Here is a 22,653-nt window from a genome sequence, read left to right on the forward strand (position 1 = left end):
TGAAAAGACGGTATCGCGCCGCCGCTCAGGCCACCTGGCCGACCAGCGGAAACAGGCCGAACGCCAGCGCCGCGGCCAGCATCACCAGGCAGACCATCGTGGCCCACTTCAGCGCATAGCGCTGGTGGTCGCCAAAGTCCACGCCGGCCAGGCCGACCAGCAGGTAGGTCGACGGCACCAGCGGGCTCAGCAAGTGCACCGGCTGGCCGATCAGGGAGGCGCGCGCCATCTCGACGGGCGAAATGCCATAGCCCTGGGCCGCCTCGCTCAGGATGGGCAGCACGCCGAAGTAGAAGGCGTCGTTGGACATGAAGAAGGTGAACGGCAGGCTGACCAGCGCGGTGATGCCGGCCAGGTACGGACCCATGGCATCCGGAATGACGGCCAGCAGGCTGCGCGACATGGCCTCGACCATGCCGGTGCCAGACAGGATGCCGGTAAAGATCCCCGCCGCGAAAATCAGCGACACCACCGACAACACATTGCCCGCGTGCTGCGCGACGCGGCGGCGCTGTTCGGCCAGGTCCGGATAGTTGATGACCAGCGCGATCGCGAAGGCGATCATGAACAGCACCGGCAGCGGCAGCACGCCCAGCACCAGGCTCACCATCAGCGCCAGCGTCAGGCCGGCGTTCACCCACAACAGCTTGGGGCGGCGCAGGTCCTGGTCGACCTCGATCTCGGGCAGGTTCTTGGGGCCGTCCTCGTCGTAGCCCGCGTGCAGCGACGCGCCGTCCGGCAGCGACAGCACGCCCAGGCGGCGGCGTTCATGCAGGCCCAGGAAGAAGGCCAGCACCAGGATGGATACGATGGCCACGCCCATCACCGGCACCAGCGGCACGAAGATGTCGCCCGCGTCCACGTGCAGCGCGCTGGCGGCGCGCGCCGTCGGGCCGCCCCAGGGCGTCAGGTTCATGACCCCGCTGGCCAGCATCGCCAAACAGGTCATGGACAGCGCGTTCATCTTCAGGCGGCGGTACAGCGGCAGCATCGACGCCACCACGATCATGTAGGTGGTCGAGCCGTCGCCGTCCAGCGAGATCACCAGGGCCAGCACGGTCGTGCCCACCACGATCTTCAACGGATCGCCCTTCACCGCGCGCAGGATGCGGCCCACGATGGGATCGAACAGGCCGGCGTCGATCATGACCCCGAAATACAGGATGGCGAACATCAGCATCACGCCGGTGGGCGCAATCTTGCGGATGCCGTCCAGCATCATCTTGTCGATGCCCGACCCGAATCCGCCCAGCAGGGCGAAAATAATGGGGACAAGGATCAGCGCCACCAACGGCGACAGACGCTTGGTCATGATCAGCGTCATGAACGTGATCACCATGCCGAAGCCAAGCAGGGTCAGAAGCATGAGGGTTATCTCCGGCTAGTCGTTGTTATGCATGTGTCGCGCCTCCGGCTGGGGAAGCGCGACCGCAAGACTAGAAATAAAAGCTGTCGGCAACCTGTCGTTTTTGAACAAGCGTGCAACGTGGGAAGGCCCGTCCAGCCATGCGACAATCGCCGCTATGCGCATACTGGTGATCGAAGACGACGCGGACCTTGCCGACGCACTCGTGCGCCGGCTGCGCCGTCTCGGCCATGCCGTCGACTGCCAGAACGACGGCCTCAGCGCCGACGGCGTGCTGCAGTACGAAACCTTCGACCTCGTCATCCTGGACATCGGCCTGCCCCGCATGTCGGGCTTCGACATCCTGCATCGCCTGCGCGACCGCGGCAGCAAGACGCCAGTGCTGGCGCTGACCGCCCGCATCGACATCGAAGACCGCGTCCACGCCCTGGATACCGGCGCCGACGACTACCTGGCCAAACCCTTCGATTTCCGCGAACTGGAAGCCCGCTGCCGCGCCCTGCTGCGACGCCCCAGCGCCCAGGCCGCCGGCGTGCTGCGCTTTGGCGAACTGGTCATCGACAGCGCGGCGCGCCAGGTCACGCTGGCCGGCCAGCGCATCGAATTGCCGAAGCGCGAATACAGCCTGCTGGAAATCCTGCTGGCCGGCATGAACCGCGCCGTCAGCAAAACCGAAATCGCCCACAAGCTGTTCGCCTTCGACGACGATGCCGCGCCCAACGCCATCGAGGTCTATATCGCGCGACTGCGCCGCAAGCTCGAAGGCTCGCCCCTGCGCATCGAAACGCAGCGCGGCACCGGCTACCTCCTGACCGCCACCGATGACCACGACAGCCCCGCCGCGTCCGGCCCTGGCCGGGACTGAACCCGCCCGGCCCGCCGCCGCGCAGGGCCGCATCTCGATCAAGCGCCGCTTGCTGGCCATGCTGCTGGCGCTGTTCGTCGCCGCCTTGATCACGCTCTACCTGCTGGTGCGCGGCTACGCGAATCAGACGGCCGACACCACCTACGACCAGCTGCTGCGCTCCTCGGTGCTGTCCATCGCCGACAGCCTGCAGCTGGTGCAGGGCGAATGGCGCATGGACATGCCCTATGCTTCGCTGGCGCTGCTGGAGCAGGCGCCGCGCGACCGCGTGTTCTACCGCGTCGGCGACGCCGGCGGCGCGCTGATCTCCGGCTACGAGGGTCTGCCGGCCCCGCCCGCCCGCGGCAACGACGGCCCGGCGTACTCGCCCCGCCTGTATGACGCCAGCTACCAGGGCGAGCCGGTACGCGTTGCCTGGATGGAGCGCAAGATCGCCGGCCCCCGCAACGCCGAGACCGCGCTCATCCAGGTTGCGCAAACTCGCGAAGCACGCAACGCGCTGGCGGCGGGCATCCTCTGGCAAGGCACGCTGGCGCTGATCGGCTTCACCGCCGCGGCGCTGGCGCTGGCCTACTGGGGCCTGCTGCGTTCGCTCTCGCCCATCCGCCGCATCGAACGCGAGCTGGCGGCCCGCAGCGCAGCCGATCTGCATCCCATCGCCGCTCCCGTGCCCGAGGAACTCGACACGCTGGTGCACTCGCTGGACGGCTTCATGGCGCGCCTGTCGGAGAATCTGGACACCTTGCGCCTCTTCATCGCCGAGGCCGCGCACCAGCTGCGCACGCCGCTGGCCGCGCTGCATGCGCAGATGGAAGTCGCGCTGGACGAAGAAGATCCCGCCGAACAGCGCCGCAGCCTGCTGGCCGTGCTGCGCAACGCCGAAAAGCTCTCGCGTCTGGTCAACCAGTTGTTGAGCGACGCCAGCGTCATCCACCGCAGCAACGTGCGCCAGTTCCAACCGGTGGACCTGGCCGAACTGTTGCGCCAGGCGGTCTACGACACGGTGCCGCAAGCCGATCCCCAACCCGACGTGCGCCTGCATCTGCCCGCCTACCCGCCCGGCAGTCCTCCCTCCGTGCTGGGCGACAGCCTGATGCTGCGCGAAGCCTTCAAGAACCTCATCGACAACGCGCTGCGCCACGGAGCCACGGAAGACGGCCACATCGACGTGCGGCTGGAGCCGCAGGACGAAGGCTGGCGCATTGCCGTATCCGACCAGGGACCGGGCATTCCGCCGGCGCTGGCCAACGCCGCTTTCGAGCGTTTCGTGCGCGGGCCGAACCCGCGCGCGCCCGGCGCCGGCCTGGGCCTGTCCATCATCAAGCGCGTGGTCGATATCCATCAGGGCCGGCTGGCCCTGAGCAACTGCGTCGGCGGCGGCCTGGACGCCGTGGTCACGCTGCCGGCCCGCCCCCATGAAGCTTGATCTCCTGAAACCCCTGCGCCTGCTGGCGGCGCTGGCCGCGTTGCTGCCGGCCGCGGCCGGCCATGCCGCGGAAACCAGCGCCGAGGGCCTGACGCTGGGGCCAGCCGACAGCAAGAACGTGCTGGTCGTGCACGCTTCCAACAGCGTGCAGGTGTTCCGCGGCGTGCTGGAAGACTTCAGCAGGCTCCACCCCGGCTTGCGGCTGGAATACACCGAACTGTCCACGCAGGATCTGTACGCCGGGACCGTCGCCCGCAGCGCGCGGACGCCGGCGTCCCGGTCCGGCCCAGACATCGTCATCAGTAGCGCCATGGATCTGCAGACCAAGCTGGTCAACGATGGCTACGCGCAGGCGCACGTCTCGCCCGAGACCCGCGCCCTGCCCGCCTGGGCCAACTGGCGCGATGAAGTCTTCAGCATCGGCACCGATCCCATCGTCATGGTCTACAACACCGGGAAGCTCGCTCCCGCACGGGCGCCGCGCACCCGGCGCGAATTGCTGTCCCTGCTGCAGGCGCCGGACCAGCCGTTGGCAGGCGCCATCTCCACCTACGACGTCGAAGGCAGCGGCATCGGCTACCTGGCGGCCACGCAGGACACGCGCCTGGACAGCATGGCCGGCGCGCTGCTGGCCGAGCTGGGCCGCAACCGCGTCACCGTGCACGCGTCCACGGAAGACGCGCTGGACAAACTCGAACGCGGCGAGATCACGCTGGCCTACAACCTGCTGGAGTCCTACACCCGGCACCGCATCGGCCAGGGCGCGCCGCTGGCCATCGTGTATCCGCAGGACTACACGCTGATGCTGTCGCGCTCCGCCATCATCCCCAGGCAGGCGCCGCGTGCGGATCTGGGCGCGATGTTCCTGGACTACCTGTTGTCGCCCCGCGGCCAGGAAATGGTCGCCGGCCAGTCCGGCATGCGGCCGGTAAACGCTTCGGTCAACCCTGAAGCGGGCGTGCGGCCGGTGGGACTGGGCGTGGGGCTGCTGGTGTATCTGGACCCGCTCAAGAAGCGGCATTTCCTGGACCTGTGGCGCGCGGCGGTCCATCCGCCGGTCGGCGGCGCACAGCCCTGACGCAGTTTCCCGGCACGCTGGTAAGCATGGCCCGGTAGGCGCGCACCAGTTCCCGGTTGATGAGGCGCCCGGCTACGCATCCGGCCCCCTTTCATGCTCGCCCAGTACCCATTTTTTTCATCTGACCCGGGATTTTGCGAGGATAATTTCCTCAGGGCAGGACCGCCGGCAATCAGACCGGCCAGTTGCCTTCGCGCCGCCAGACCACGGCCGCGCTGCGCTCCTCCCGATCTGGCCGGAGCCACCTCTACAACGATCTGTGATGCGTGACGGCGTTTGCGTCTGAACCAGAGTTGGAGGCACCAAATGGCTGAACACCAGATTGCCGTCCAGAGCGCGATCGAGGCGCTGGACCACCTGGCCAGTCCCGATCCGCACTGGCATGACGTCCTGCTGAGCTCCCGCGAGCTGGCCCAGCGCGAGAAGACGCTCGCCATCGGATGGACAGCTATCGAAAGCGCACTCACCGATGTCGGCGAAGCGGTGCTGCTGGTCAGCCGCGATGCAATCGTGGACAAGATGTCCGCGCTCGCCGTGCGGTATCTGGACGACGCGCGCGGCTGGAATGTGCGGGGCGGCAAACTGCTCCATCCCGACGCAAAAATACAGGCGCTGTTCGACGCCTATTGCCAGGCGGTTGCGCGCGACGGCAAGGCGCGATCGCTGGCGGCGGCCGCCGGCTGGGGCGAATTGACCTGGGTCGACATCAGCGCAGCCCCGCAAGCGCTGAGCCTGCCCGGCAACCGCATGCTGCTGGTGCGCATGCGGCGCAAGAGCGCCTTCGCCCAACCCGACGTCGACCGGCTGGAATCCGTGTTCGCCATCACCCACGCCGAAGCGGCGGTGCTGGCTGGACTTGCCATGGGCCATAGCGTGGAGGAAGTCGCCACCCTGCGCCATGCCTCCGTGCTGACGGTGCGCAAACAGGTGGCGTCCCTGCTCAACAAGATGGAATGCAACCGCCAGTCCGAGCTGGTCAGGCTGGCCTCGCTGCTCTAGGCGCGCTGGCAAGCCAGCGTGACGTACTCAATATTGAGTATGTGGCGTCCACCCGCGCCGGCCTACGATGAGCACGAAGGCATGAGGCCCGGACGCCCTATCCGGCCCGAGTCGTAAACCTGGCGGCGTGGCTCCGCGCCAGGAGCGCGTCCGCGCCCGCCGCGGGCCGGGTCGGTCTGCCCAAGAAAAACACCAATGCGCCAATCCGGTCGCGCAGCTGTCCCTGCCCCGGGCTGCATTGCCGCAAGCCCCCATGGACACCGGTTTCCAATGCTGCGGTCACTCACGTCATCAGGAGCATTTCATGAACACTGCCCTAACCGTCCGCGCCGCGATTCCCGTCGTCCTGGCAGCCTGCGCCCTGCTCGCAGGCCCCGCCGTCGCGCAAATGTCCGCCGCGCCCACCACCGCGGCGCCCCCGTCCGACGTCCAGCTCAGCCGCGATCAGGTCGAACGGGATCTCGCTGCCTGGAAGCAATCCGGCGTTGAAAGAAACTGGGATAGCGACAGCACCCCGGACATCAGCAGCCCCGAGTATGTTGCCGCCTACAAGAAGTACGTGGACACGGTCAGGCCTGCCAACGCCCCGCAGATGCAGCAGTCGCAGGGCCAGAGCAAGTGGTGATGCGCCGCCAGGCGCGCCCGGCAGCCCGCAGGCGTTTCCGCCTGACTCACACGGCGGCGAACGCCAGCGGGGCTCAGAACGTCACTTTGACCGAGGGCGCGCTGCGTTGCGCCTCGCCATGGAACACGGCCTCTATGTTGTTGCCATCTGGGTCCAGCACGAAAGCCCCGTAATACCCCGGGTGGTAGTCACGCAAGCCCGGCGCTCCGTTGTCCTTGCCGCCATTTGCCAGCGCCGCCTCGTAAAAAGCATCGACCATGGCCTGGCCCTGCGCCTGGAACGCCAGGTGATGGCGTCCGGTCAGCTCTCCTGCCGCCGCCTTGCTGTCGAGCGTGGACACAAACAGTTCGTCGGCCCAGAAATAGTTGTCGCCCGTGCCGCCCATGGGAACCTTCAACACGTCGAAAACCGCCTGATAGAACCGCTGGCTGGCCGCCAGATCCCGCACCACCAGCTGGATGTGGTCGATCAGCCGGCCGCGATGGATTTCGTTGGTCTGCATGTGGCGCTCCTGTCGGAAAGGGAGCCTTTGAATATACCCCCGCCATGCGGCCTCGTCGCCTCGGGTCAGGTCAGGTAGGAAGCGACCTCTTCGGATGTGAGATAACGCGTGAACGTCATGGACGGCTGCTGCGCCTCGTGCATGGCGCCGTTGAAGCCCGACCAGTTGCGCTTCATGCCTTCCTCCGTCTCCAGCGCGATCAGCACCCGCTTGCCGTGCCGCGACGCGTTGTGGCGCAGCGAGGCCTCGCCCCAGGCAAAGCGCATGGCGTCGATCAGTTCGCCATTGGCGTAGGCATCGGCCTGCAGCCATTGGAAATCCGCGGTATCGCCATCCTGGTCCGGCTCGCGCGCCGCGATCTCGCGCTGCACGCCCAGCGCCTGCGCGTGCCCGCCGATGATGATCTGCAGCAGTGTGAACGCGTGGAAGTTGTTGTTGACGGCATGCGCCCGCGCGACAAAGCCCGTCATGGAAGCAGGCAGCACCACCACCAGCTCGTCCTCGTAGCCCAGCTGCGAGGCCAGCCACAGATAGTGCAGGTTCTCGAACGGCAGGCTGTCGTTGCTGGTGGCCATGGGATGCAACAGCGCCATCAGATCCGAGTCGGACACCAAGCCGGCATGATTGCCCCGGTCGCGCAGCGCCATGGTCATCATCGGCAGCACCAGCAGGTCCACCGCCTGATGCAAGGCTTCCACTTGCCAGCGCCGGTCCGCAGGCACATCGGCCATGCTTGACCGGGCGTCCAGCCAGGCCCTGCGGTCGGCCTCCTCCACCTCATCGTCGTCATCCTCGACCTCCTGCGCGCAATACGGGCTCAGCGTCTGCAGCCACTGCCGCAACAGGCCTTGCAGGACAGGGAAGAGAATCGCCGGATCGGCGCCGTCTTCCACCAGCGAACCGCACATCAAGGCCACGGCGGCGGCGCGGCCGGGGTGCAGCGCGGGCAACAGACCGGCGCAGGTCCGCAGGCTGGCGGTAGCCTGCCCCGGCTCGCGGGCCTGGGCAAGAAAGGCGCTGACTTCGGGGCGCTGGAAAAACTGCTCCAGAGGGTCCAGATCATCGGCAGCGGTGACCGGAGTGCAAAGCGCAGCGGAAAATGTCGTGTCGGAAGCGGGCATGGAGATGGGCAGGCATGAAAATAGCGGCGTTCGCCTTGCGGCAGCCCGGAGTTTACTGAAGCGGCTCCGGACGCGACAGCACCCAGCCCGCGCACGCCAGCATGCCCAGCCCCACGCCCAGGGCCAGCCACCAGGCGGGATGCGCGCCCCAGGCAAAGCCCGCGTAGCCCAGCGCCATGCCGGCCACCGCGTAGCGCTTACCCTTGCGGCTGATCGCGCCTTGTTCACGCCATAGCCTGAGCGTGGCGCCGAAGCGCGGATGCGTCAGCAGCCAGTGTTCCAGCCGCGGCGAAGACCGCGCAAAGCACGCCGCCGCCAGAATCAGGAAGATGGTCGTCGGCATGACGGGCAGCAAGGCGCCTATCAGGCCCAGCGCCACCATCAGGAATCCCAGCAACAGCCACGCGGCGCGCACCGGCCCGCTACGACTGGCGCCGTGCGGGCGCGCGCCGCAACGCGCCCACGCGCGACTCACGCGAGTTCCTGCTCGACATAGCCGCGCACGGTCCCGAATGCCGCCTGGGCGCCCGTCACGACGAGCTGCTCCTGTTCCGGCGTCAGCGGCACCGCGTCCAGGGCCGCGGCGAACCCGCGCCAATGCCGGGCCACGCCTTCGGGATGTCCGTCCAGATGCCGCGCGCCAAAATCCCGGTCCAGGCCCAGCCGGCTGCCGGCCAGCTTATAAAGAACGGCCGCGCCCAGCGTTGAGCCTTCGGACACGTACAGCCATCCCAGCGCATGCGGCAGGGGCGTGGCGGCGCCGATGGCCGACGGCTCGGACGGCGCGGCGGCGCGCAGGTCCGCCAAGTCCTGCGCGACCCGGTCCAGACGGCGCCGCTCGCTCAGGTCGGGCAGCAGCGCCGCCAGGTCGGCCCGCGCATAGAGCGCGTCGACGTCGCGCATGAACCGGTATTGCACGCGCAAAAAGCCTGCGTACCGCTCGCGGCTGTCGAATATGCCGGCGTCCATGATGCGGCGGTCCAAGGTATCGTGCGTGGACGTCGTGAGCGCCTTCAGGCGCCTGGCTCGGTCGGCAAGAGTGGGGGATGCTTGTGTCATGGCAGACTCCTCGGGTTAGAACCTGGTCTGCAGCCCCACGCGCAGCGTGCGGCCAGGCGCGGGCATGAAGCTCATGGCCAGCGGATCCAGGTAGTAGCGGTCGGTCAGGTTCTGCAGCGAGACATTCACAACGGTGTGCTCGCGCAGCTTGTAGTTCAGGAACAGGTCGAACAGCGTGACCTGGTGGTAGACGAGTTGCGGCGTGGTTGCTCCCGTCTGCCAGGGTTGATCGGCCTTGGCCGTGGGGCCCGAGGTGTAGGTCATGCGGCCGCCCACGGTCAGCGTTTCATTGAAAAAACGCAGGCCGGTCGTCAGGTTCACCGCCAGCCTGGGCGGGTTCTGCGTGTTCGTGTACGAACCCATGAAGCTGCCGGGCGTGCAGTTCGGCGTATCGCCGGTCTTCTGGTATCTGTTCGCAGCCGCCCGCAGGCGCGCCGCGAACGCCGCATCGCAGGTCTCGGTCTTCAGGTAGTAGGTGGCCGACAGGTCCGCAAACACGCGTCCGGCGTCGTAGCGCGATTGCAGCTCCAGGCCGCTGGTCTTGTAGCTATCTGCGTTGCTGAACCGCATCAGACCGTTCATGCCTGGCGAGGGATCGTAGTAGCGGGTGATGTAGTTCTTGATGTTGTTGTTGAAGTACGCCAGCTTGACGGCCGCCGAATCGCCGTCCGTCAGCACATTACCGCGCAGCGTGCTGGCGCCGACCTCCCAGCTGTTCGAGCGTTCGGGCTTCAGACCCTTGCCCGGATCGGTCTGCAGCACTCCGCGGCTCGTCTCGAACAAGGACGGCAGGCGCAGGCCCTGCGTGTAGGACGCATAGACGAAGGTATCCGGCACCAGCTCGAAATTGAAGCCCGCCGACGGCGCAAAGCCGCCGCCGCTACTGCGCTGCTTGCCGGAATAGCCGAAGCCCGTGACCACCTCCGAGATTTGCGACGGGTAGGCGCGGGTCTCGGTCGCGCCGAATTCGTCGAACCGCACGCCTTCATAAGGATTGTTGGTGTTGCCGAATACGATTCCGTTATTGAGCCGGGGATCCGTGGCGTCGGTGTACTGCCCGTTCTGGTCCGGGAACCACATCATGTTGCCCCAGCCTCCCGGCTTGGACACGGACACGTAGCGCAGCTCGCGCTCCTCGCGCCGCGCGCTGGCGTAGACGCCATTGTCCTTGTTGGTGTAGTGGCTGTAGCGGCCGCCGCCCCACAGGGTCAACTTGTCGGTCGGCTTGTAGTCCAGCTGCCCGCTGAAGCTGAACTCCTGCCTGGAGGCGTCGCGCAGCATGCGGTTGGAGTTGATATCGTGCTGCGTGGTGACCACGCCTTTCTGCGGGCGGATGTCTTCGATCTGGAACGATCCGCCCAGAGCCAGCTTGAAGTCGCCCACGCCTGTCTGGAACCGCGAGGTATTGCCCAGGTCGCCGCCTATGCGGCGGTCTGCCTGCCGGGTCCAGTTGCGGTCCGAACGGTACGCCTGCGAAGCCGGCGCAAGCACCGAAGTCAGTTGGCTGGTCTTGGCATCGGTCATCCACAGGTTGGCCGTCAGGTCGACCAGTGGATTGCCCGCCGGTTGAAAGTCGTAGCGCGCCGTGTAGGTATCGATCTTGGTGTCGCTCAAGGGGTACTGATAGATGCCCGCGGTCCCCATGCGAAAGATGTCCGACGGCATGATCTCACCCATGCGGCCGTCGAAGCTGCGATAGCCCAGCTTCAGCGTATGGTCGTCGGCCGGGCGTATCGTCACCTTCAGCAAGATCGACTCGGTGTCGGCCGAGGAATTCAGTACTTCTTCCCCCGCGTTGTACACGGTGGCGACACTTTTCTGCTCGCGGCCATACTTGTCGTAGACGCGATAGCGGTCCTGCCCCCTCTTGCCGCTGAAGTAATTGCCCTGGTTGCGGCGCGCATAGGCGGCAACCAGATCCAGCTTGTCATTCGTGTACCCCAGCGCGATGCTGCCGGACTCCGCCCGCGACCCGAACAGGCTGCCCCGGCTGTCGTGCGGCGGGGACGCCAGGCTCCCCTTGCGGGCGTTCGGGTCGCGATAGGCGGGCGCGACGCCGTTGTTCCAAGCATCGCCCGTCAGGCGCACGCCGAACGTATTGCCATCCACCAGGATGTCCTGGATCCCGATGGTCTGCATCTCCACCGAACCGCCTATGGCGCCGGACTTGATCGAGGGGCCCTTGTTGATCGTGACGCTGCTGATGAGGTCGGCGTCGATGTAGCTGCGCTGCTGCGTACCCGCATAGCCCCGGTACACGTCCAGCGCCTGTTCCGAACCGTCCACCCGCACCGCCACGCGGCTTTGCCCCTGGATGCCCCGGATGTTCACGTCCAGCCCGCCGCCGTTGCGGCTGTCGCCCACCTGCACGCCGGGCACGCCTTTCAACAGGTCCCCAGCCGAAACGCGGCCAAAGCGGTCGATGTCTTCGCTCGACAGGTACACGGAGGAACGCGGTGCGAGGTAGACCTCTTTCTCGGGCAGGGCGTCGGCGGCTATCAGCACCGAAGGCAAGGCGAATGCACCAGCGGACGCCCCCTGCGCAGGCGCCAGCGCGTAGCTGCCGTCCTGCCGCGGCACTAGCCGCAACTGCGTGCCCGCCAACAGCGATTGCAAGGCGCTGCGCACCGTGTAGCGCCCCGCCAAGGCAGGCGCCGTCAAGCCGCGCGTCAACGCCGGGTCGAACGACAAGAGCAGTCCCGACTGGCTGGCGAAACTGCCCAGCGCCGCGCCCAGCGATCCAGCGGCAATGTCGTAATTGCGCGGCGTGGGATCGTCCAACCTCGCGGCGGCGCTTGCCGGCGCGGCGGGAGCGGCTGCCTGCGCTTTCTGCACGGGAGCGGCGACGGTAGCAGCAGGCAGGCCGATCAGTGCGCAACGCAGCGCAAACGCAGCCGGGCGCAAGCGCCATGGGGATTGAGGTCCGGGGGAAGAACGGCGTACTCGATGCATGCTTTTCCTAACTCGTGGGGTCTGGGTCCCGCGCCTGGCGCGAGTTCTCAGACCCCTTGCCGCACGAGATCGGAAAAGGGATATGTTTTTTGCGGAATTATTTTTCGCGCGTAGCCGACCGCGCGGATCGCCGCCATCGAAATCGTCTGGTCCAGCCATGGAAACAGGGCTTGCGCTGTTGCTTGCTGACTTCACATCGCCCCCTGAATATTGCGAAGCGCCAAAACCTGAATGATAATTGTTTTTATTCAATTGCCAATACTGCATTCGGTCAGGTCCCTTCCTGGCGCTGCCTGAATCGCCCGTCCCCGTGATGACCACCCCAAGTCCATCGTTCGCCGCCCCACAGCGCGACAGCATCGCCGCCCTATACATCGAGAACCACGCCTGGCTGCGCAACTGGCTGGCCTACCGGCTGCACTCCTGGGGCGCGGGCATGGCGGACGACCTGGCTCACGACACCTTCGTCCGCATCCTGGCCAGCCGCAGCGACGCGCGGCGCGAGTCCATCCAGCAGCCGCGCGCCTACCTCACCACCGTGGCCAAGGGCGTGTTGTTCAGCTGGATGCGCCGCCAGACGCTGGAACGCGCCTGGCTGGATGCGCTGGCCGCGCTGCCCCAGCCGCAGCACCCATCGCCCGAACGGCAGAGCATCATCCTGGAGGCCCTGCACGAGATCGACGCCATGCTCGACACGCTCAAGCCCCGCGTCAAACAGGCCTTCCTGATGGCGACGCTGGACGGCATGAAGCAGCAGGAGATCGCGCAAGCGCTGAAGGTGGCCGTGCCCACCATCAAGAGCTACATCCACAAAGCCTATCTGGCGTGCCTGAGCCTGATGCCCGATGAATGACGCCACCCTCGCTCCGCACATCCTGGAGGAAGCCGCCACCTGGCTGCTGCTGATGCAGGACGCGCCGCTCGCGCCCGCCCAGCAGGTCGAGTTCGAACGCTGGCGCGGCAGCAGCAGCGATCATCAGCGCGCCTGGAAGCGCGCCGAACGGTTGCTCGCCCGCATGGGCTCCCTGCCGCCCGTCCTGGCGAAACCCACGCTGCAGCGCCCCGCGCACGCGAGCAGGCGCGCCATGCTGCGCAGCCTGGTCGTCCTGCTGGCGGCGGCGCCTTTGAGCTGGCTGGCATGGCGGCATCAAGCCTGGCGCGAATGGCTGGCGGCCGACTACGTCACGGCGGTGGGCGAACGCCTGGACATCAAGCTGGAAGACGGCGCGCAAATCGCGCTGAACACCGACACCGCGCTGGACGTACGCTACGACGAGCGGCAACGACTGCTACGCCTGCGCAGGGGCGAAATCCATATCGCGACCGCGACGGACACGCAGCGTCCGCCGCGCCCCTTCCTGGTGCAGAGCGACCACGGCCTGATGCTGGCGCTGGGAACACGCTTCACGGTGCGCCAGTTCACGGACTGCACGCTCCTGGCCGTGTACGGAGGCGCCGTGCAGATCCACCTGGACGGCACGGGCGCCATGGCCCGCGCCAACATTATCGAATCGGGCCAGCAGGTCCGGTTCGACCGCGACAGTCTGGGCGCAATCGAAGCCGCGAATGCCAATGCCCTGGCCTGGCGCAGGGGCCTGCTGGTGGCCGACGATATGCCCGTGCTGCAATGGGCCGAGGAACTGATGCGCCACGGTGGCGGCACCATCGATTGCGACGCGCCAATGCGCTCGCTGCGGGTCTCTGGCGCCTTCCCCATCAACGACCTGCCCCTGGCCGTCGGGATGCTGGCCCAGACCTACGGCCTGCGCACGCGTCGCGACGGATCGCGCATAAACATCAGCCGCTAGGTATTGATTTTTCTACGCGACCTGCCACAATGAAATCACGCATTTCCTGTTGGCCGACAATCCGTTCCTGGTCCCTGACCACCTCCGCGCCTTCCAACGCGTGTTCAAAGGAGCCCACGATGCCGCCGATACTCCTCCCCTCCGTTCGCGTAGCGAGCCCGTCCTTCCCCTGCTCCAGGTAGTAGTCCATACGCCAAGTTCCGGCCACGGCGGCATTTCGCCAAGTGGACTGATGCGCTTGCGTTACGGCTGCAAGCCGGCATGGGCTCGCGCACTCGAACACGGCCGCCGACGGCTTACGGTTAACTTTCGCCGTCGAATGCCGTAAATGAAGTGAAGACAGACATAGCTATCCCCTCCGTTCCCAGTCGCAAGGAGTTGCTGTCATGTCCAAGCTCCAATATCGCCTTTCCCTGCTTTTGCTGTCCGCCTCCAGCATCCTCCCCGCCGCCCACGCCGCGGATGGAACCATCCACTTCCAGGGAGCCATCGTCGAGGCGGCTTCGTGCATGCCGCAGGTTCAATCCCGAAAAGTAGCCGTCCGCCTGGAATGCGATGCCGAACGCGCCCGCGCCGCTGGCAAGCCTGCCCGCGACCGCGTGAGCGCCAGCCGCGTGCAGGTCGACGTGCAGCCCGTGTCCCTGAAGGCATCGCGACCCGGGCAGAAAGATACCCAGGGCTACATCGTCACGCTCGCCTACCTGTAGTCGTCAGTGCCTGCAATCTGGCGGCCACACGTGCCGCCGGATTGCCTGCGCTTCGCCCTTGCCATAAAATGCGAAACAATCTTATTTGCATTTAGGCTGCTACCGTCAGCCCAGGGGAGAAGCCCATGGAGGCTGACAACTGCGATCCGCGTCAGCAAGTCGGCACGCTGTACCGCGACCATCACGCGTGGCTGCAGCACTGGCTGCGGCGCCGGCTGGGCAATGTGGGCGACGCCGCCGACCTCGCGCATGACACCTTCGCGCGCATCCTCGATTCGCGCCTGCCTGCCGTGCTGCATGAACCTCGCGCCTATCTGACCACCGTGGCGCGCGGCATCCTGGTCAATTGGTATCACCGCCGCGCGCTGGAACAAGCCTACCTGGAGGCGCTGGCGCAACTGCCCGAGGATCAGGCGCCCTCGCCGGAACGCCAGTTGATCGTCCTGCAAACCCTGCATGAAATCGACGCCATGCTGGATGCCTTGCCGACGCCAGTGCGGCGCGCCTTCCTGCTGTCGCAAATAGAAGGACTGACGTACGAAGCGATCGCCGACAGGATCGGGGTATCGCTCATCACCGTGAAGCGCTACATGGCGCGCGCCTTCCGCCTGTGCCTGGCGTGCATGGAGTGAATCGCCGATGAGCGCCGTGGACGACTCCATCCTCGACCAAGCCGCCGAATGGCTGGTCGTCATGCACGCCGGCGCCGTGTCGGCCGAAGACCGCCGCGCCTGGATGGACTGGCGCGCGCGCAGCGCCGCGCATGAACAGGCCTGGTTGCGCGCCGAGCGGCTGCTGGGCACGCTGGGCGACCTGCCCCCCGCACTGGCCATGCCGGCGCTGGATCGTCCCGGCTCCCGCCGCGCGGCCCTGGCCAAGCTGGCCACCCTGCTGGCGGTGGCGCCCGCCGCCTGGGGCGCCTGGCGCTGGTCGCAAGCCGAGGGCTGGACCGCCGACTACCGCAGCGCCACCGGCGAACGCCGCGAGATCCGCCTCGATGACGGCACGCGACTGACGCTGGACACGGCCTCCGCGGTCGACGTGCGCTATGACGCCAACCAGCGCATCGTCCTGCTGCGCACCGGAGAGATCTACATCGAGACAGCAGCCGACCCTCGCCCCTTCGAGGTCCACACGCGCGATGGCAGACTGCGAGCGCTGGGCACCCGCTACACGGTGCGGCTGCAGGAGGACGGCACGCACCTTGCAGTTCAGGAAGGCGCGGTGCGCATCGCCACGGAACACGACACGCTGGTCCTGAACGCCGGCCAGCAGACCACCTTCTCGGCGCGCCGCATCGACGCCGCAGCCCAGCTGGATCCAGGCGCCATCGCCTGGACGCGCGGCATGCTTTTGGCCGACGGCATGCCGCTGGGCCTGCTGGTGGCCGAGCTGGCGCGCTACCGCAAGGGCGTGACGCGTTGCGATCCGGCCGTCGCCGCCTTGCGCGTGTCCGGCACCTTCCCGCTAGCAGACACCGACCGCTCGCTGGCCATGCTGGCCGCCACCTATCCGGTAGCCGTCGCTTCGCGGCTGGGCGGCTACTGGATCACGGTAGGCCCGGCCTGAAACGGGCAGGACGCAGACCGCGTCCCGCCGCCTAGCCCTTCACCACTTGTACGACACGTTGGCGATCACGCTGCGGCCCGCGCCCAGCAAGCAGGCATTGTTCAGGAAGCAGCCCGCCACGTAGTACTTGTCCGTCAGGTTCCGCACATTGACCGACGCGCTCAAGCCCCTCAAGGACGGATCGGCGCGGCCGAAGTCATAGCCCACCATGGCGTCCACCAACGTGTAGGCCGGCACCTTGAAGGTGTTCTGCGCGTCGCCATAGCTGGACCCCGTGTAGCGCACCCCTGCCCCCAACGTCAGGCCTTCGAGCGCGCCGCTGGACAAGGTGTAGTCGGTCCACAAGGACAACAGATGCCTGGGCACGCGCACCGGGGCCTTGCCCTTGTTGCTCAGGCCCGCGAAATTGGGATTGTCCTTGGTCACTTCCACGTCGTTGTAGGTGTAGGAGGCGATCACGTTCAGCCCGCGCACCGGACGCAGCACGCCCTCCAGTTCGATGCCGCGCGACGTCACCTCCCCTTCCTGCACGCTGAACGAGGTGTTCTGCGGGTTGGTCGTCAGCACATTCTGGCGCCGCAGATCGAACGCCGCCAGCGTCACATAGCTGTCCGAGCCCGGCGCCTGGTACTTCACGCCCACCTCGTACTGCTTGGCCTTCTCGGGCTTGAACTGCGCACCGTTGATGTCCGTGCCCGTCAGCGGCGAAAAGGACTCGCTATAGCTCACATAGGGAAAGAAGCCGCTCTCGAAGGCATAGCCCAAGCCGGCGCGGCCCGTGAAGTCCTCCGCCGCCGTGTCCGTGCGCACATCCCGCAGCACATTGGTGGTGCGCTGGTTGACCCAGTCATAGCGGCCGGCCAGCGTGGCTACCCATTGGTCCAGCTTGACCTGGTCCTGCAGGTACACGCCCAACTGGCGGCTGCTCTCGTCCGTGCTGAGCAACGAGGTATAGCGCGAGGTGTCGATGCTGACCCGCACCGGGTGATAGATATTGATCGGCGGCGCATTGCCCGTTTGCGTATCCGCGGTGCGTTTGCTGTACTGATAATCCAGCCCGACCAGCAAGGTATGGTCCAGCGCGCCCGTCGCGAACTTGCCCACCAGCCGGTTGTCCACCGAGTACGTGTCGCTGTCGTAGTCGCGCAGCTGGTAGTAGCGCGCAATGTCCGTGCCATTGATCACGCCGCTGTTGCGGAACAGCTGATCCTCGTAGCCCTTGAAATGGCCATAGCGGAAATTCTGCTGGAAGGTCCACGTGTCGGAAAACGCGTGGCTGAGCTCGTAACCGATATTGGTGAGTTCGCCCTGCTCCTTGTCGAAGCCCGGCTGGTTCAGCGAGCGATGCCGCGGCACCCGGCCATTGGGGTTGGAGCCGTCCAGCACCGAATACGGCAGGTTGCTGGTGAACAGGTTGCGGTTGCGCTGGTAAGAAGCCAGCAGCGTCACCGAGGTGCGCGCGCTGGGCGCCCAGGTCAGGCTGGGCGCCACGTATATGCGGTCGTCCGGCACGCCGTCGATACTGCTGTCGGCGTTGCGGCCCAGGGCGACCAGCCGGTAGGCCAGCGTGCCCGGCTCATCGATCACGTCGCCAATGTCCATCGAACCCTGGACCCGGTCATGGCTGCCCGTGGACAGTCCGACTTCCCGATGCGATTCGAACAAGGGGCGCTTCGACACGAAATTGATTATGCCGCCCGGAGAGCCCTGGCCGTACATCACCGACGACGGTCCTTTCAGCACCTCGATGCGGTCCATGCCATAAGGCTCCGGCGCGAAATATCCGGTATTGCTGTTGCGCAAGCCGTCCGTGTAGGCATTGGTCGAAATCTGCTGGAAGCCGCGCACCATCAGCGTATTGTCGGTCGGGTTGTCCCCCGCCACGTTGGCATAGACGCCCGCCGTGTAGCTCAGCGCGTCGCTCACCGTCTGCACGCCCTGCACCGCCATGCGCTCCTGCGTCACCACGGAAATCGACTGCGTCGTCTCCATCAAGGGCGTCGCCGTCTTGGTCGCGGACGTGGCGTTGCCGACCAGATATGGATTCGCGCCCGAATAGCCCGCCGCGCCCGTCACCGTGATCGCCGGCAGTGTCGCCGCGTCCGACAGCACCTTGCGCAAGGTGTAGCTGCCATCGGCGCGCGGCGCCATCTCCAGCCCGCTACCGGCCAACACGCGCCGCGCCGCCTCGGCCCGGCTCAACTCCCCGGAGACACCGGGGCTTTGCAGACCGTCTGTCCAGGACGGCTCGAACGCCAGCGAAATCCCCGACACCAGCGCGAAGCTTGCAATGGTCTTGCCCAGCGGACCGGGCGGGATGTCATAAACCTGACGGGCCTGTACAGCGGCGGGCGCCGAAGCGCCCTGCCCGTGGACCACGCCTGCGGTCAGGGTGCCGGCCAGCACAGCCATGGAAATCGCGCGGCGGCGCCTGATGGAGGGGGAACGCATGCAAATAGCCTCTCGAACTGGGGTGGATAGTTGCTATGCCAGTTGAGAAAGCAAAAAGTATCAGGGGACAGGAAAATATTTTGTGGAATGCGGGCTGGCAGAGGTTTGGGAAACCCGCATCGCACCAAGATCAAGCGGCGTTCAGCGCCTTGGTCAGCACCGTGAATACCCGCTCGTCCGTGGACTGCGCAACATTGAACCGCAGGAAATCCCCGGCAGCCAGCGACTGGCTGAACGCGTTCCCCGGCGCCACCACCACTCCTTCCTTCAGGCACAGGCGGGCGACGGTGGCCGCATCCTTGCCCTCGGGCAAGCGACACCACAGGAACATTCCCGCGCGGGGCGTCAGCCAGGGCTTGATGCCCAGCTTCAGAAGCTTGGCGGCGGTCTTTTCCATCTGCTGCGCCAGGCGCAGCCGGGTCGATTCCATGTGCCTGCGGTAGCCGCTGCCCGTCAGCGTCCTGAAAATGATGTCGGCCGCCAGCCGGCTACCGCCAAAGGTCGTGGCGACTTTCAGGTCGGTCAGGCTTTCCACCCAGTCGGACCGCAGCGCGATGTATCCGCAGCGCACCGACGCCGACACCGTCTTCGAGAAGCTGCCGATGTGTATGACCCGCGACAGCCCGTCGAACGCCGCCAGGCGCGGCGCGGGCGTGTGCTCGAAATCCGCGAAGATATCGTCCTCGACGATTACCAGCTCGGAATCGTCCGCCAGCTTCAACAGACGATGCGCAACCAAGGGCGACAAAGTCGCCCCCGTCGGATTGTGAATGCCGGAGTTCGTGATGTAGAGGCGCGGGGCATGCTCGCGCAGCGCCGCTTCAAACGCCCGGACGTCCGGACCGTTCGGCGTATAGGGCACCCCCACCGCCTTGACGCGATGCGCCTTCAACAGCGCATGGAAATTGAAGTAGCAGGGATCGTCCACCAGAACAGTGTCCCCCGGTTCCAGCAGAAAGCGCAGGATCAGGTCGATCGACTGGGTTCCGGAATCGGTCAGCATGATCTGTTCCGGCCCGGCCTCTATCCCCATGCCCGCCATCCGCCGCGCCAGCAGCTGCCTCAAGGGCGCGTGGCCCAAGGGCGTCCCATACTCAGTCAGTTCCGCGGCTTCGGCCCGCGCCATGCCGCGCATGGCGCGCCGCAGCCCTTCCTCGTACATCCAGCTGACCGGCAGCCACCCGCAGCCCGGCCGCAAGCTGTCCGCATCGGCCGCCAGCGACTGGCGCGATACCCAGAGCGGATCGACTTCCCGGTCCAGCTTCGGCCCCATCTCGGTAAGCGCCAGCGGCGCCACGGGTCCCGCCACATAAAACCCCGCCCCGGGACGCGACACCAGCACCCCCTCGGCCGCCAGCCGCTCGTAGGCTTCCACCACCGTGGACACCGACACGTCCAGCGTCCTGGCCTGCACTCTCACCGAGGGCAGGCGCGCGCCAGGCAAAGCCGTGCGTGCCGCAATCCGCCCCTGGATCTCGCCCATGACCTGCTTGATGAGAGTGCCGCCACGCGCCATGGAATGCTCCGCTGTACTGGCTTTTATTACATAACAGTTCCGTAAAATTGTACTGGATTGTGCGTGGACTCGGGTCAGCCGCCATGCTGTACTGACGCCCGGAATCAAGGAGCTTCAGATGGACAAGGCCACCAGCGGCTGGGTAAACGGTTTTATCGGTGTAGTGATCTTCGCGGGCTCCCTGCCCGCCACCCGGGTCGCCGTGGCGGACCTCGATCCCATTTTCCTGACTTGTGCGCGAGCCGCCATCGCCGGCCTGCTCGGTCTGGCGCTCCTGATGCTGCTGCGCCAACCCCGGCCCTCTCCGTCCGACACCCCCTCCCTGGCGCTGACCGCATTAGGCGTCGTCGTCGGCTTCCCCCTGCTGACGGCCCTGGCCCTGCAGCACGTCACCTCGGCTCATTCCATCGTCTTCCTGGGCCTGCTGCCGCTCAGCACCGCCATCTTCGCGGTGATACGCGGCGGCGAACGCCCGCGCCCGCCGTTCTGGATGTTCTCCATCGTCGGCGCCGCCTGTGTTGCAGGCTATGCCGCCTGGGGCGGCCTGGAGGCCTCGCCCACGGGCGACCTGCTCATGCTCGCCGCCATCATCGTCTGCGGCCTGGGCTACGCCGAAGGCGCCAAGCTCTCCCGCAAGCTGGGTGGCTGGCAGGTCATCAGCTGGGCGCTGGCGCTGTCGCTGCCCGTCATGCTGCCCATCGCGCTGCTGACCATGCCCGCTTCGTTCGAGCACGTCAGCACGCCAGCGTGGATAGGCTTCGCCTACGTGTCGCTGTTCAGCATGCTTATCGGGTTCGTGTTCTGGTATCGCGGACTGGCGCAGGGCGGGATTGCCGCTGTGGGGCAGTTGCAGCTGTTCCAGCCTTTCATGGGCCTGGGCTTGGCGGCGCTGCTGCTGCATGAGAATGTCAGCTGGACGATGTTGATCGTGACACTGGCGGCAGTGGTTTGCGTGGCGGGCGCAAAGCGGTACGCGTAGGGCTGGCGGACAAGTGTGAAGCTGACGCCATCCCTGGCTGGCCCATGGCTAGCGACGCGGCGCTTGGCGTTGCTCAGCGTATGCTTTAAGTGATTGCATGGTTTGAGGAAGCCCCTCCCGAATCTGCTTGGCAACACGTGGCCCGAAAATAACAGCAAGGGCGCCAGAGAACCATACGCGGTGAGCGACTTCCGAGCCGCCATCCACCGGCGAAACGGTGTGCTCGAAGTGCATGCGGAACAGAGGGATGTAGCCCTCTACGGTGAACGATCGGCCCTCGGATCGCTCTGTGACAACCATGGGCACGCCCATGCCCTTGCGGGGAACTATCCGGCCTCTTGTTCCAACTACGAATGGCCCGTTCAATTGGGCTTGCTTGGTGTCCGGGTCCCAAAGGTGCCATCGGTCGACTTCGCTCCAAATATGATCGATGACCATGGGAGGCACTGCGATTTGGATACGTTCTTCGATATGCATGAAAGGGCTGATTCCTCGGCAGGACAACGGTGTCAGACTACAATTTCGCAGCATCTGGGTAGGCAAATTGTAGCCGGGCACCTATTTCCTACACACGGACGGGTCATAGCTCCACGTGCTCAATCCGGTTTCGCCCGTTGTTCTTGGCCGCGTACAGTTGCTGATCTACGGCCTTGACGAAACCAGCACGGTCTGTCTGCCCGTCTGGCACCACCGTGCCTGCTCCGATGCTGACGGTAACGCGCCTGCCATGCGGTGACAGCGCGTGCACGATAGCCTTCTTCTGGAGCAACCGCTGGCAACGGTCAGCAACCTTCCGCGCGACTTCGGCATCGGCTTCGGGCAGCAGCACGACAAACTCTTCCCCGCCGTATCGCGCAACCAGATCGCGCGGGCCGTCCAGCGCAAGGTTCAAGGTCTGCGCGATATCCACCAGGCACTGGTCGCCCTGGGTGTGGCCATACAAATCGTTGTACTGCTTGAAAAAGTCAACGTCGAGCAACAATACGGACAGGGGCTTTCGTTCGCTGTCCGCGCGCGCCCATTCCAGTTCGAAACCACTATCGAAGCGACGCCGGTTGGCAATATTCGTCAAGCCGTCCTTGAAGGACAGCGCCTCCAACTCCTTTTGCAAGGTCAGCAGCTTTTCCTCGGTCTTCTTGCGTTCGGTGATGTCGAACATGAAGCCGATCAGCGCTTGGACTTCGCCTCTGTCATCGCGCATGACGTGCACGACGTCGCGGATCCACACATAGCCATTGTCCTTGGTCAAGGCTCGGTAGTCTGCCTCATGATCGACGCCGGCCTGGGATTGGCTGACGCAAAAATTCACCACGGAATCGCGGTCGTCCGGGTGCATGCGCATGGCCCAGTCCTCCACGCTCACCCAGCTTTCAACCGTCCAGCCCAGCAACGCCTCGATCTGCGGACCGATATAGGCGAACTTCTTCGTGGCCCAATCGATCTTCCAGGGAATCGCCTTGGTCGATTCCAGCAAGGTCCTGTACACCGCGTTGCCATCAAGAAGCGTGCTTTCGTCGGACATACTCAATCCACCCTTGATCCACATGAACCAGCCACTTTAGCCTGAACCCGTCAGCGACTCTAGACGATGCGGATATGGAGTCGGCTGCGGTGGTTTGCGTGGTGGGAA

At 65.9% G+C, this 22,653-nt stretch carries 22 protein-coding genes; 11 read left to right on the forward strand and 11 right to left on the reverse strand.

The window, feature by feature from the left end; translation table 11 throughout:
• Positions 1-25: 25 nt before the first annotated feature.
• Positions 26-1,366, reverse strand: a complete 1,341-nt coding sequence (locus IPU70_RS15740; protein ID WP_207468550.1) for a CitMHS family transporter — start codon at positions 1,364-1,366, stop codon at positions 26-28.
• 157 nt (positions 1,367-1,523) lie between these two features.
• On the opposite strand from IPU70_RS15740, the gene IPU70_RS15745 reads away from it, so the two are divergent.
• From IPU70_RS15745 to IPU70_RS15765, 5 genes are all read left to right on the forward strand, one after another.
• On the forward strand, positions 1,524-2,231 hold the full coding sequence (locus IPU70_RS15745; protein WP_207468551.1) for a response regulator transcription factor: 708 nt from the start codon (positions 1,524-1,526) through the stop codon (positions 2,229-2,231).
• Positions 2,188-3,657, forward strand: coding sequence for a sensor histidine kinase (locus IPU70_RS15750; protein ID WP_242702527.1), 1,470 nt, complete (start codon positions 2,188-2,190; stop codon positions 3,655-3,657). The genes IPU70_RS15745 and IPU70_RS15750 overlap by 44 nt, the downstream gene beginning before the upstream one ends.
• Complete coding sequence (locus IPU70_RS15755; RefSeq protein ID WP_207468552.1) at positions 3,647-4,735, forward strand: ABC transporter substrate-binding protein; 1,089 nt, start codon at positions 3,647-3,649, stop codon at positions 4,733-4,735. Before IPU70_RS15750 ends, IPU70_RS15755 begins: the two co-directional genes overlap by 11 nt.
• A 306-nt stretch (positions 4,736-5,041) precedes the next feature.
• Entirely contained in the window at positions 5,042-5,734 is a 693-nt protein-coding gene (locus tag IPU70_RS15760) for a LuxR C-terminal-related transcriptional regulator (protein ID WP_207468553.1), read from the forward strand.
• 304 nt (positions 5,735-6,038) lie between these two features.
• Positions 6,039-6,359, forward strand: coding sequence for a DUF4148 domain-containing protein (locus IPU70_RS15765; protein ID WP_207468554.1), 321 nt, complete (start codon positions 6,039-6,041; stop codon positions 6,357-6,359).
• Between the two features lie 73 nt (positions 6,360-6,432).
• Here the strand turns inward: IPU70_RS15765 and IPU70_RS15770 are convergent, their stop codons facing one another.
• The 5 genes from IPU70_RS15770 to IPU70_RS15790 form a co-directional block, all read right to left on the reverse strand.
• Positions 6,433-6,861, reverse strand: coding sequence for a VOC family protein (locus tag IPU70_RS15770; RefSeq protein WP_207468555.1), 429 nt, complete (start codon positions 6,859-6,861; stop codon positions 6,433-6,435).
• Positions 6,862-6,926: 65 nt separating this feature from the next.
• Entirely contained in the window at positions 6,927-7,982 is a 1,056-nt protein-coding gene (locus tag IPU70_RS15775) for a hypothetical protein (RefSeq protein ID WP_207468556.1), read from the reverse strand.
• A gap of 52 nt (positions 7,983-8,034) precedes the next feature.
• Positions 8,035-8,382, reverse strand: a complete 348-nt coding sequence (locus tag IPU70_RS15780; RefSeq protein WP_207468754.1) for a YbaN family protein — start codon at positions 8,380-8,382, stop codon at positions 8,035-8,037.
• A gap of 71 nt (positions 8,383-8,453) precedes the next feature.
• Complete coding sequence (locus tag IPU70_RS15785; protein ID WP_207468558.1) at positions 8,454-9,041, reverse strand: biliverdin-producing heme oxygenase; 588 nt, start codon at positions 9,039-9,041, stop codon at positions 8,454-8,456.
• A gap of 15 nt (positions 9,042-9,056) precedes the next feature.
• A complete protein-coding gene (locus IPU70_RS15790; protein ID WP_242702528.1) occupies positions 9,057-11,993 on the reverse strand; it encodes a TonB-dependent receptor in 2,937 nt (978 codons plus the stop codon).
• Between the two features lie 313 nt (positions 11,994-12,306).
• On the opposite strand from IPU70_RS15790, the gene IPU70_RS15795 reads away from it, so the two are divergent.
• Together IPU70_RS15795 and IPU70_RS15800 are read left to right on the forward strand one after the other, a co-directional pair.
• Positions 12,307-12,846: a sigma-70 family RNA polymerase sigma factor gene (locus IPU70_RS15795; RefSeq protein WP_207468559.1), complete on the forward strand. Its 540-nt coding sequence runs from the start codon at positions 12,307-12,309 to the stop codon at positions 12,844-12,846.
• Positions 12,839-13,801, forward strand: coding sequence for a FecR domain-containing protein (locus IPU70_RS15800; protein ID WP_207468560.1), 963 nt, complete (start codon positions 12,839-12,841; stop codon positions 13,799-13,801). The genes IPU70_RS15795 and IPU70_RS15800 overlap by 8 nt, the downstream gene beginning before the upstream one ends.
• On the opposite strand, the gene IPU70_RS15805 is transcribed toward IPU70_RS15800, so the two are convergent.
• On the reverse strand, positions 13,791-13,991 hold the full coding sequence (locus tag IPU70_RS15805) for a hypothetical protein (RefSeq protein WP_207468561.1): 201 nt from the start codon (positions 13,989-13,991) through the stop codon (positions 13,791-13,793). The genes IPU70_RS15800 and IPU70_RS15805 overlap by 11 nt on opposite strands.
• Before the next feature lie 196 nt (positions 13,992-14,187).
• Between IPU70_RS15805 and IPU70_RS15810 the strand changes: the two genes are divergently transcribed.
• The 3 genes from IPU70_RS15810 to IPU70_RS15820 all read left to right on the forward strand — a co-directional run bounded on the left by IPU70_RS15810 (position 14,188) and on the right by IPU70_RS15820 (position 16,077).
• Entirely contained in the window at positions 14,188-14,508 is a 321-nt protein-coding gene (locus IPU70_RS15810; RefSeq protein WP_207468562.1) for a type 1 fimbrial protein, read from the forward strand.
• 125 nt (positions 14,509-14,633) lie between these two features.
• Positions 14,634-15,140 (forward strand): sigma-70 family RNA polymerase sigma factor, encoded by a 507-nt coding sequence (locus tag IPU70_RS15815; protein WP_207468563.1) that lies wholly within the window; start codon positions 14,634-14,636, stop codon positions 15,138-15,140.
• Between the two features lie 7 nt (positions 15,141-15,147).
• Entirely contained in the window at positions 15,148-16,077 is a 930-nt protein-coding gene (locus IPU70_RS15820; protein WP_207468564.1) for a FecR domain-containing protein, read from the forward strand.
• A 39-nt stretch (positions 16,078-16,116) separates the two neighbouring features.
• On the opposite strand, the gene IPU70_RS15825 is transcribed toward IPU70_RS15820, so the two are convergent.
• Both IPU70_RS15825 and IPU70_RS15830 read right to left on the reverse strand, forming a co-directional pair.
• Positions 16,117-18,528 carry a TonB-dependent siderophore receptor gene (locus IPU70_RS15825; RefSeq protein WP_207468565.1) on the reverse strand — a complete coding sequence of 804 codons (2,412 nt, stop codon included), beginning with the start codon at positions 18,526-18,528 and terminating at the stop codon, positions 16,117-16,119.
• A gap of 130 nt (positions 18,529-18,658) precedes the next feature.
• Positions 18,659-20,044, reverse strand: coding sequence for a PLP-dependent aminotransferase family protein (locus IPU70_RS15830; protein WP_207468566.1), 1,386 nt, complete (start codon positions 20,042-20,044; stop codon positions 18,659-18,661).
• A gap of 118 nt (positions 20,045-20,162) precedes the next feature.
• Between IPU70_RS15830 and IPU70_RS15835 the strand changes: the two genes are divergently transcribed.
• Positions 20,163-21,023, forward strand: coding sequence for a DMT family transporter (locus IPU70_RS15835; RefSeq protein WP_207468568.1), 861 nt, complete (start codon positions 20,163-20,165; stop codon positions 21,021-21,023).
• 48 nt (positions 21,024-21,071) lie between these two features.
• Here the strand turns inward: IPU70_RS15835 and IPU70_RS15840 are convergent, their stop codons facing one another.
• Together IPU70_RS15840 and IPU70_RS15845 are read right to left on the reverse strand one after the other, a co-directional pair.
• On the reverse strand, positions 21,072-21,500 hold the full coding sequence (locus IPU70_RS15840; RefSeq protein WP_207468570.1) for an SRPBCC family protein: 429 nt from the start codon (positions 21,498-21,500) through the stop codon (positions 21,072-21,074).
• Positions 21,501-21,603: 103 nt separating this feature from the next.
• A complete protein-coding gene (locus IPU70_RS15845) occupies positions 21,604-22,545 on the reverse strand; it encodes a sensor domain-containing diguanylate cyclase (protein WP_207468571.1) in 942 nt (313 codons plus the stop codon).
• Positions 22,546-22,653: the final 108 nt, after the last annotated feature.

It is taken from the genome of Achromobacter sp. SD115 (assembly GCF_017355315.1).
GTDB lineage: Bacteria > Pseudomonadota > Gammaproteobacteria > Burkholderiales > Burkholderiaceae_B > Achromobacter > Achromobacter xylosoxidans_B.

What these genes read in the sequence shown, in the direction of transcription:
- IPU70_RS15840 (WP_207468570.1), bottom strand. Translation starts at nt 21,500, where the DNA reads ATGCATATCGAAGAACGTATCCAAATCGCAGTGCCTCCCATGGTCATC.
- IPU70_RS15740 (WP_207468550.1), bottom strand. Translation starts at nt 1,366, where the DNA reads ATGCTTCTGACCCTGCTTGGCTTCGGCATGGTGATCACGTTCATGACG.
- IPU70_RS15795 (WP_207468559.1), top strand. Translation starts at nt 12,307, where the DNA reads ATGACCACCCCAAGTCCATCGTTCGCCGCCCCACAGCGCGACAGCATC.
- IPU70_RS15770 (WP_207468555.1), bottom strand. Translation starts at nt 6,861, where the DNA reads ATGCAGACCAACGAAATCCATCGCGGCCGGCTGATCGACCACATCCAG.
- IPU70_RS15845 (WP_207468571.1), bottom strand. Translation starts at nt 22,545, where the DNA reads ATGTCCGACGAAAGCACGCTTCTTGATGGCAACGCGGTGTACAGGACC.
- IPU70_RS15800 (WP_207468560.1), top strand. Translation starts at nt 12,839, where the DNA reads ATGAATGACGCCACCCTCGCTCCGCACATCCTGGAGGAAGCCGCCACC.
- IPU70_RS15785 (WP_207468558.1), bottom strand. Translation starts at nt 9,041, where the DNA reads ATGACACAAGCATCCCCCACTCTTGCCGACCGAGCCAGGCGCCTGAAG.
- IPU70_RS15765 (WP_207468554.1), top strand. Translation starts at nt 6,039, where the DNA reads ATGAACACTGCCCTAACCGTCCGCGCCGCGATTCCCGTCGTCCTGGCA.
- IPU70_RS15805 (WP_207468561.1), bottom strand. Translation starts at nt 13,991, where the DNA reads ATGGACTACTACCTGGAGCAGGGGAAGGACGGGCTCGCTACGCGAACG.
- IPU70_RS15835 (WP_207468568.1), top strand. Translation starts at nt 20,163, where the DNA reads ATGGACAAGGCCACCAGCGGCTGGGTAAACGGTTTTATCGGTGTAGTG.
- IPU70_RS15815 (WP_207468563.1), top strand. Translation starts at nt 14,634, where the DNA reads ATGGAGGCTGACAACTGCGATCCGCGTCAGCAAGTCGGCACGCTGTAC.
- IPU70_RS15760 (WP_207468553.1), top strand. Translation starts at nt 5,042, where the DNA reads ATGGCTGAACACCAGATTGCCGTCCAGAGCGCGATCGAGGCGCTGGAC.
- IPU70_RS15825 (WP_207468565.1), bottom strand. Translation starts at nt 18,528, where the DNA reads ATGCGTTCCCCCTCCATCAGGCGCCGCCGCGCGATTTCCATGGCTGTG.
- IPU70_RS15775 (WP_207468556.1), bottom strand. Translation starts at nt 7,982, where the DNA reads ATGCCCGCTTCCGACACGACATTTTCCGCTGCGCTTTGCACTCCGGTC.
- IPU70_RS15745 (WP_207468551.1), top strand. Translation starts at nt 1,524, where the DNA reads ATGCGCATACTGGTGATCGAAGACGACGCGGACCTTGCCGACGCACTC.
- IPU70_RS15790 (WP_242702528.1), bottom strand. Translation starts at nt 11,993, where the DNA reads ATGCATCGAGTACGCCGTTCTTCCCCCGGACCTCAATCCCCATGGCGC.
- IPU70_RS15755 (WP_207468552.1), top strand. Translation starts at nt 3,647, where the DNA reads ATGAAGCTTGATCTCCTGAAACCCCTGCGCCTGCTGGCGGCGCTGGCC.
- IPU70_RS15830 (WP_207468566.1), bottom strand. Translation starts at nt 20,044, where the DNA reads ATGGCGCGTGGCGGCACTCTCATCAAGCAGGTCATGGGCGAGATCCAG.
- IPU70_RS15810 (WP_207468562.1), top strand. Translation starts at nt 14,188, where the DNA reads ATGTCCAAGCTCCAATATCGCCTTTCCCTGCTTTTGCTGTCCGCCTCC.
- IPU70_RS15820 (WP_207468564.1), top strand. Translation starts at nt 15,148, where the DNA reads ATGAGCGCCGTGGACGACTCCATCCTCGACCAAGCCGCCGAATGGCTG.
- IPU70_RS15750 (WP_242702527.1), top strand. Translation starts at nt 2,188, where the DNA reads ATGACCACGACAGCCCCGCCGCGTCCGGCCCTGGCCGGGACTGAACCC.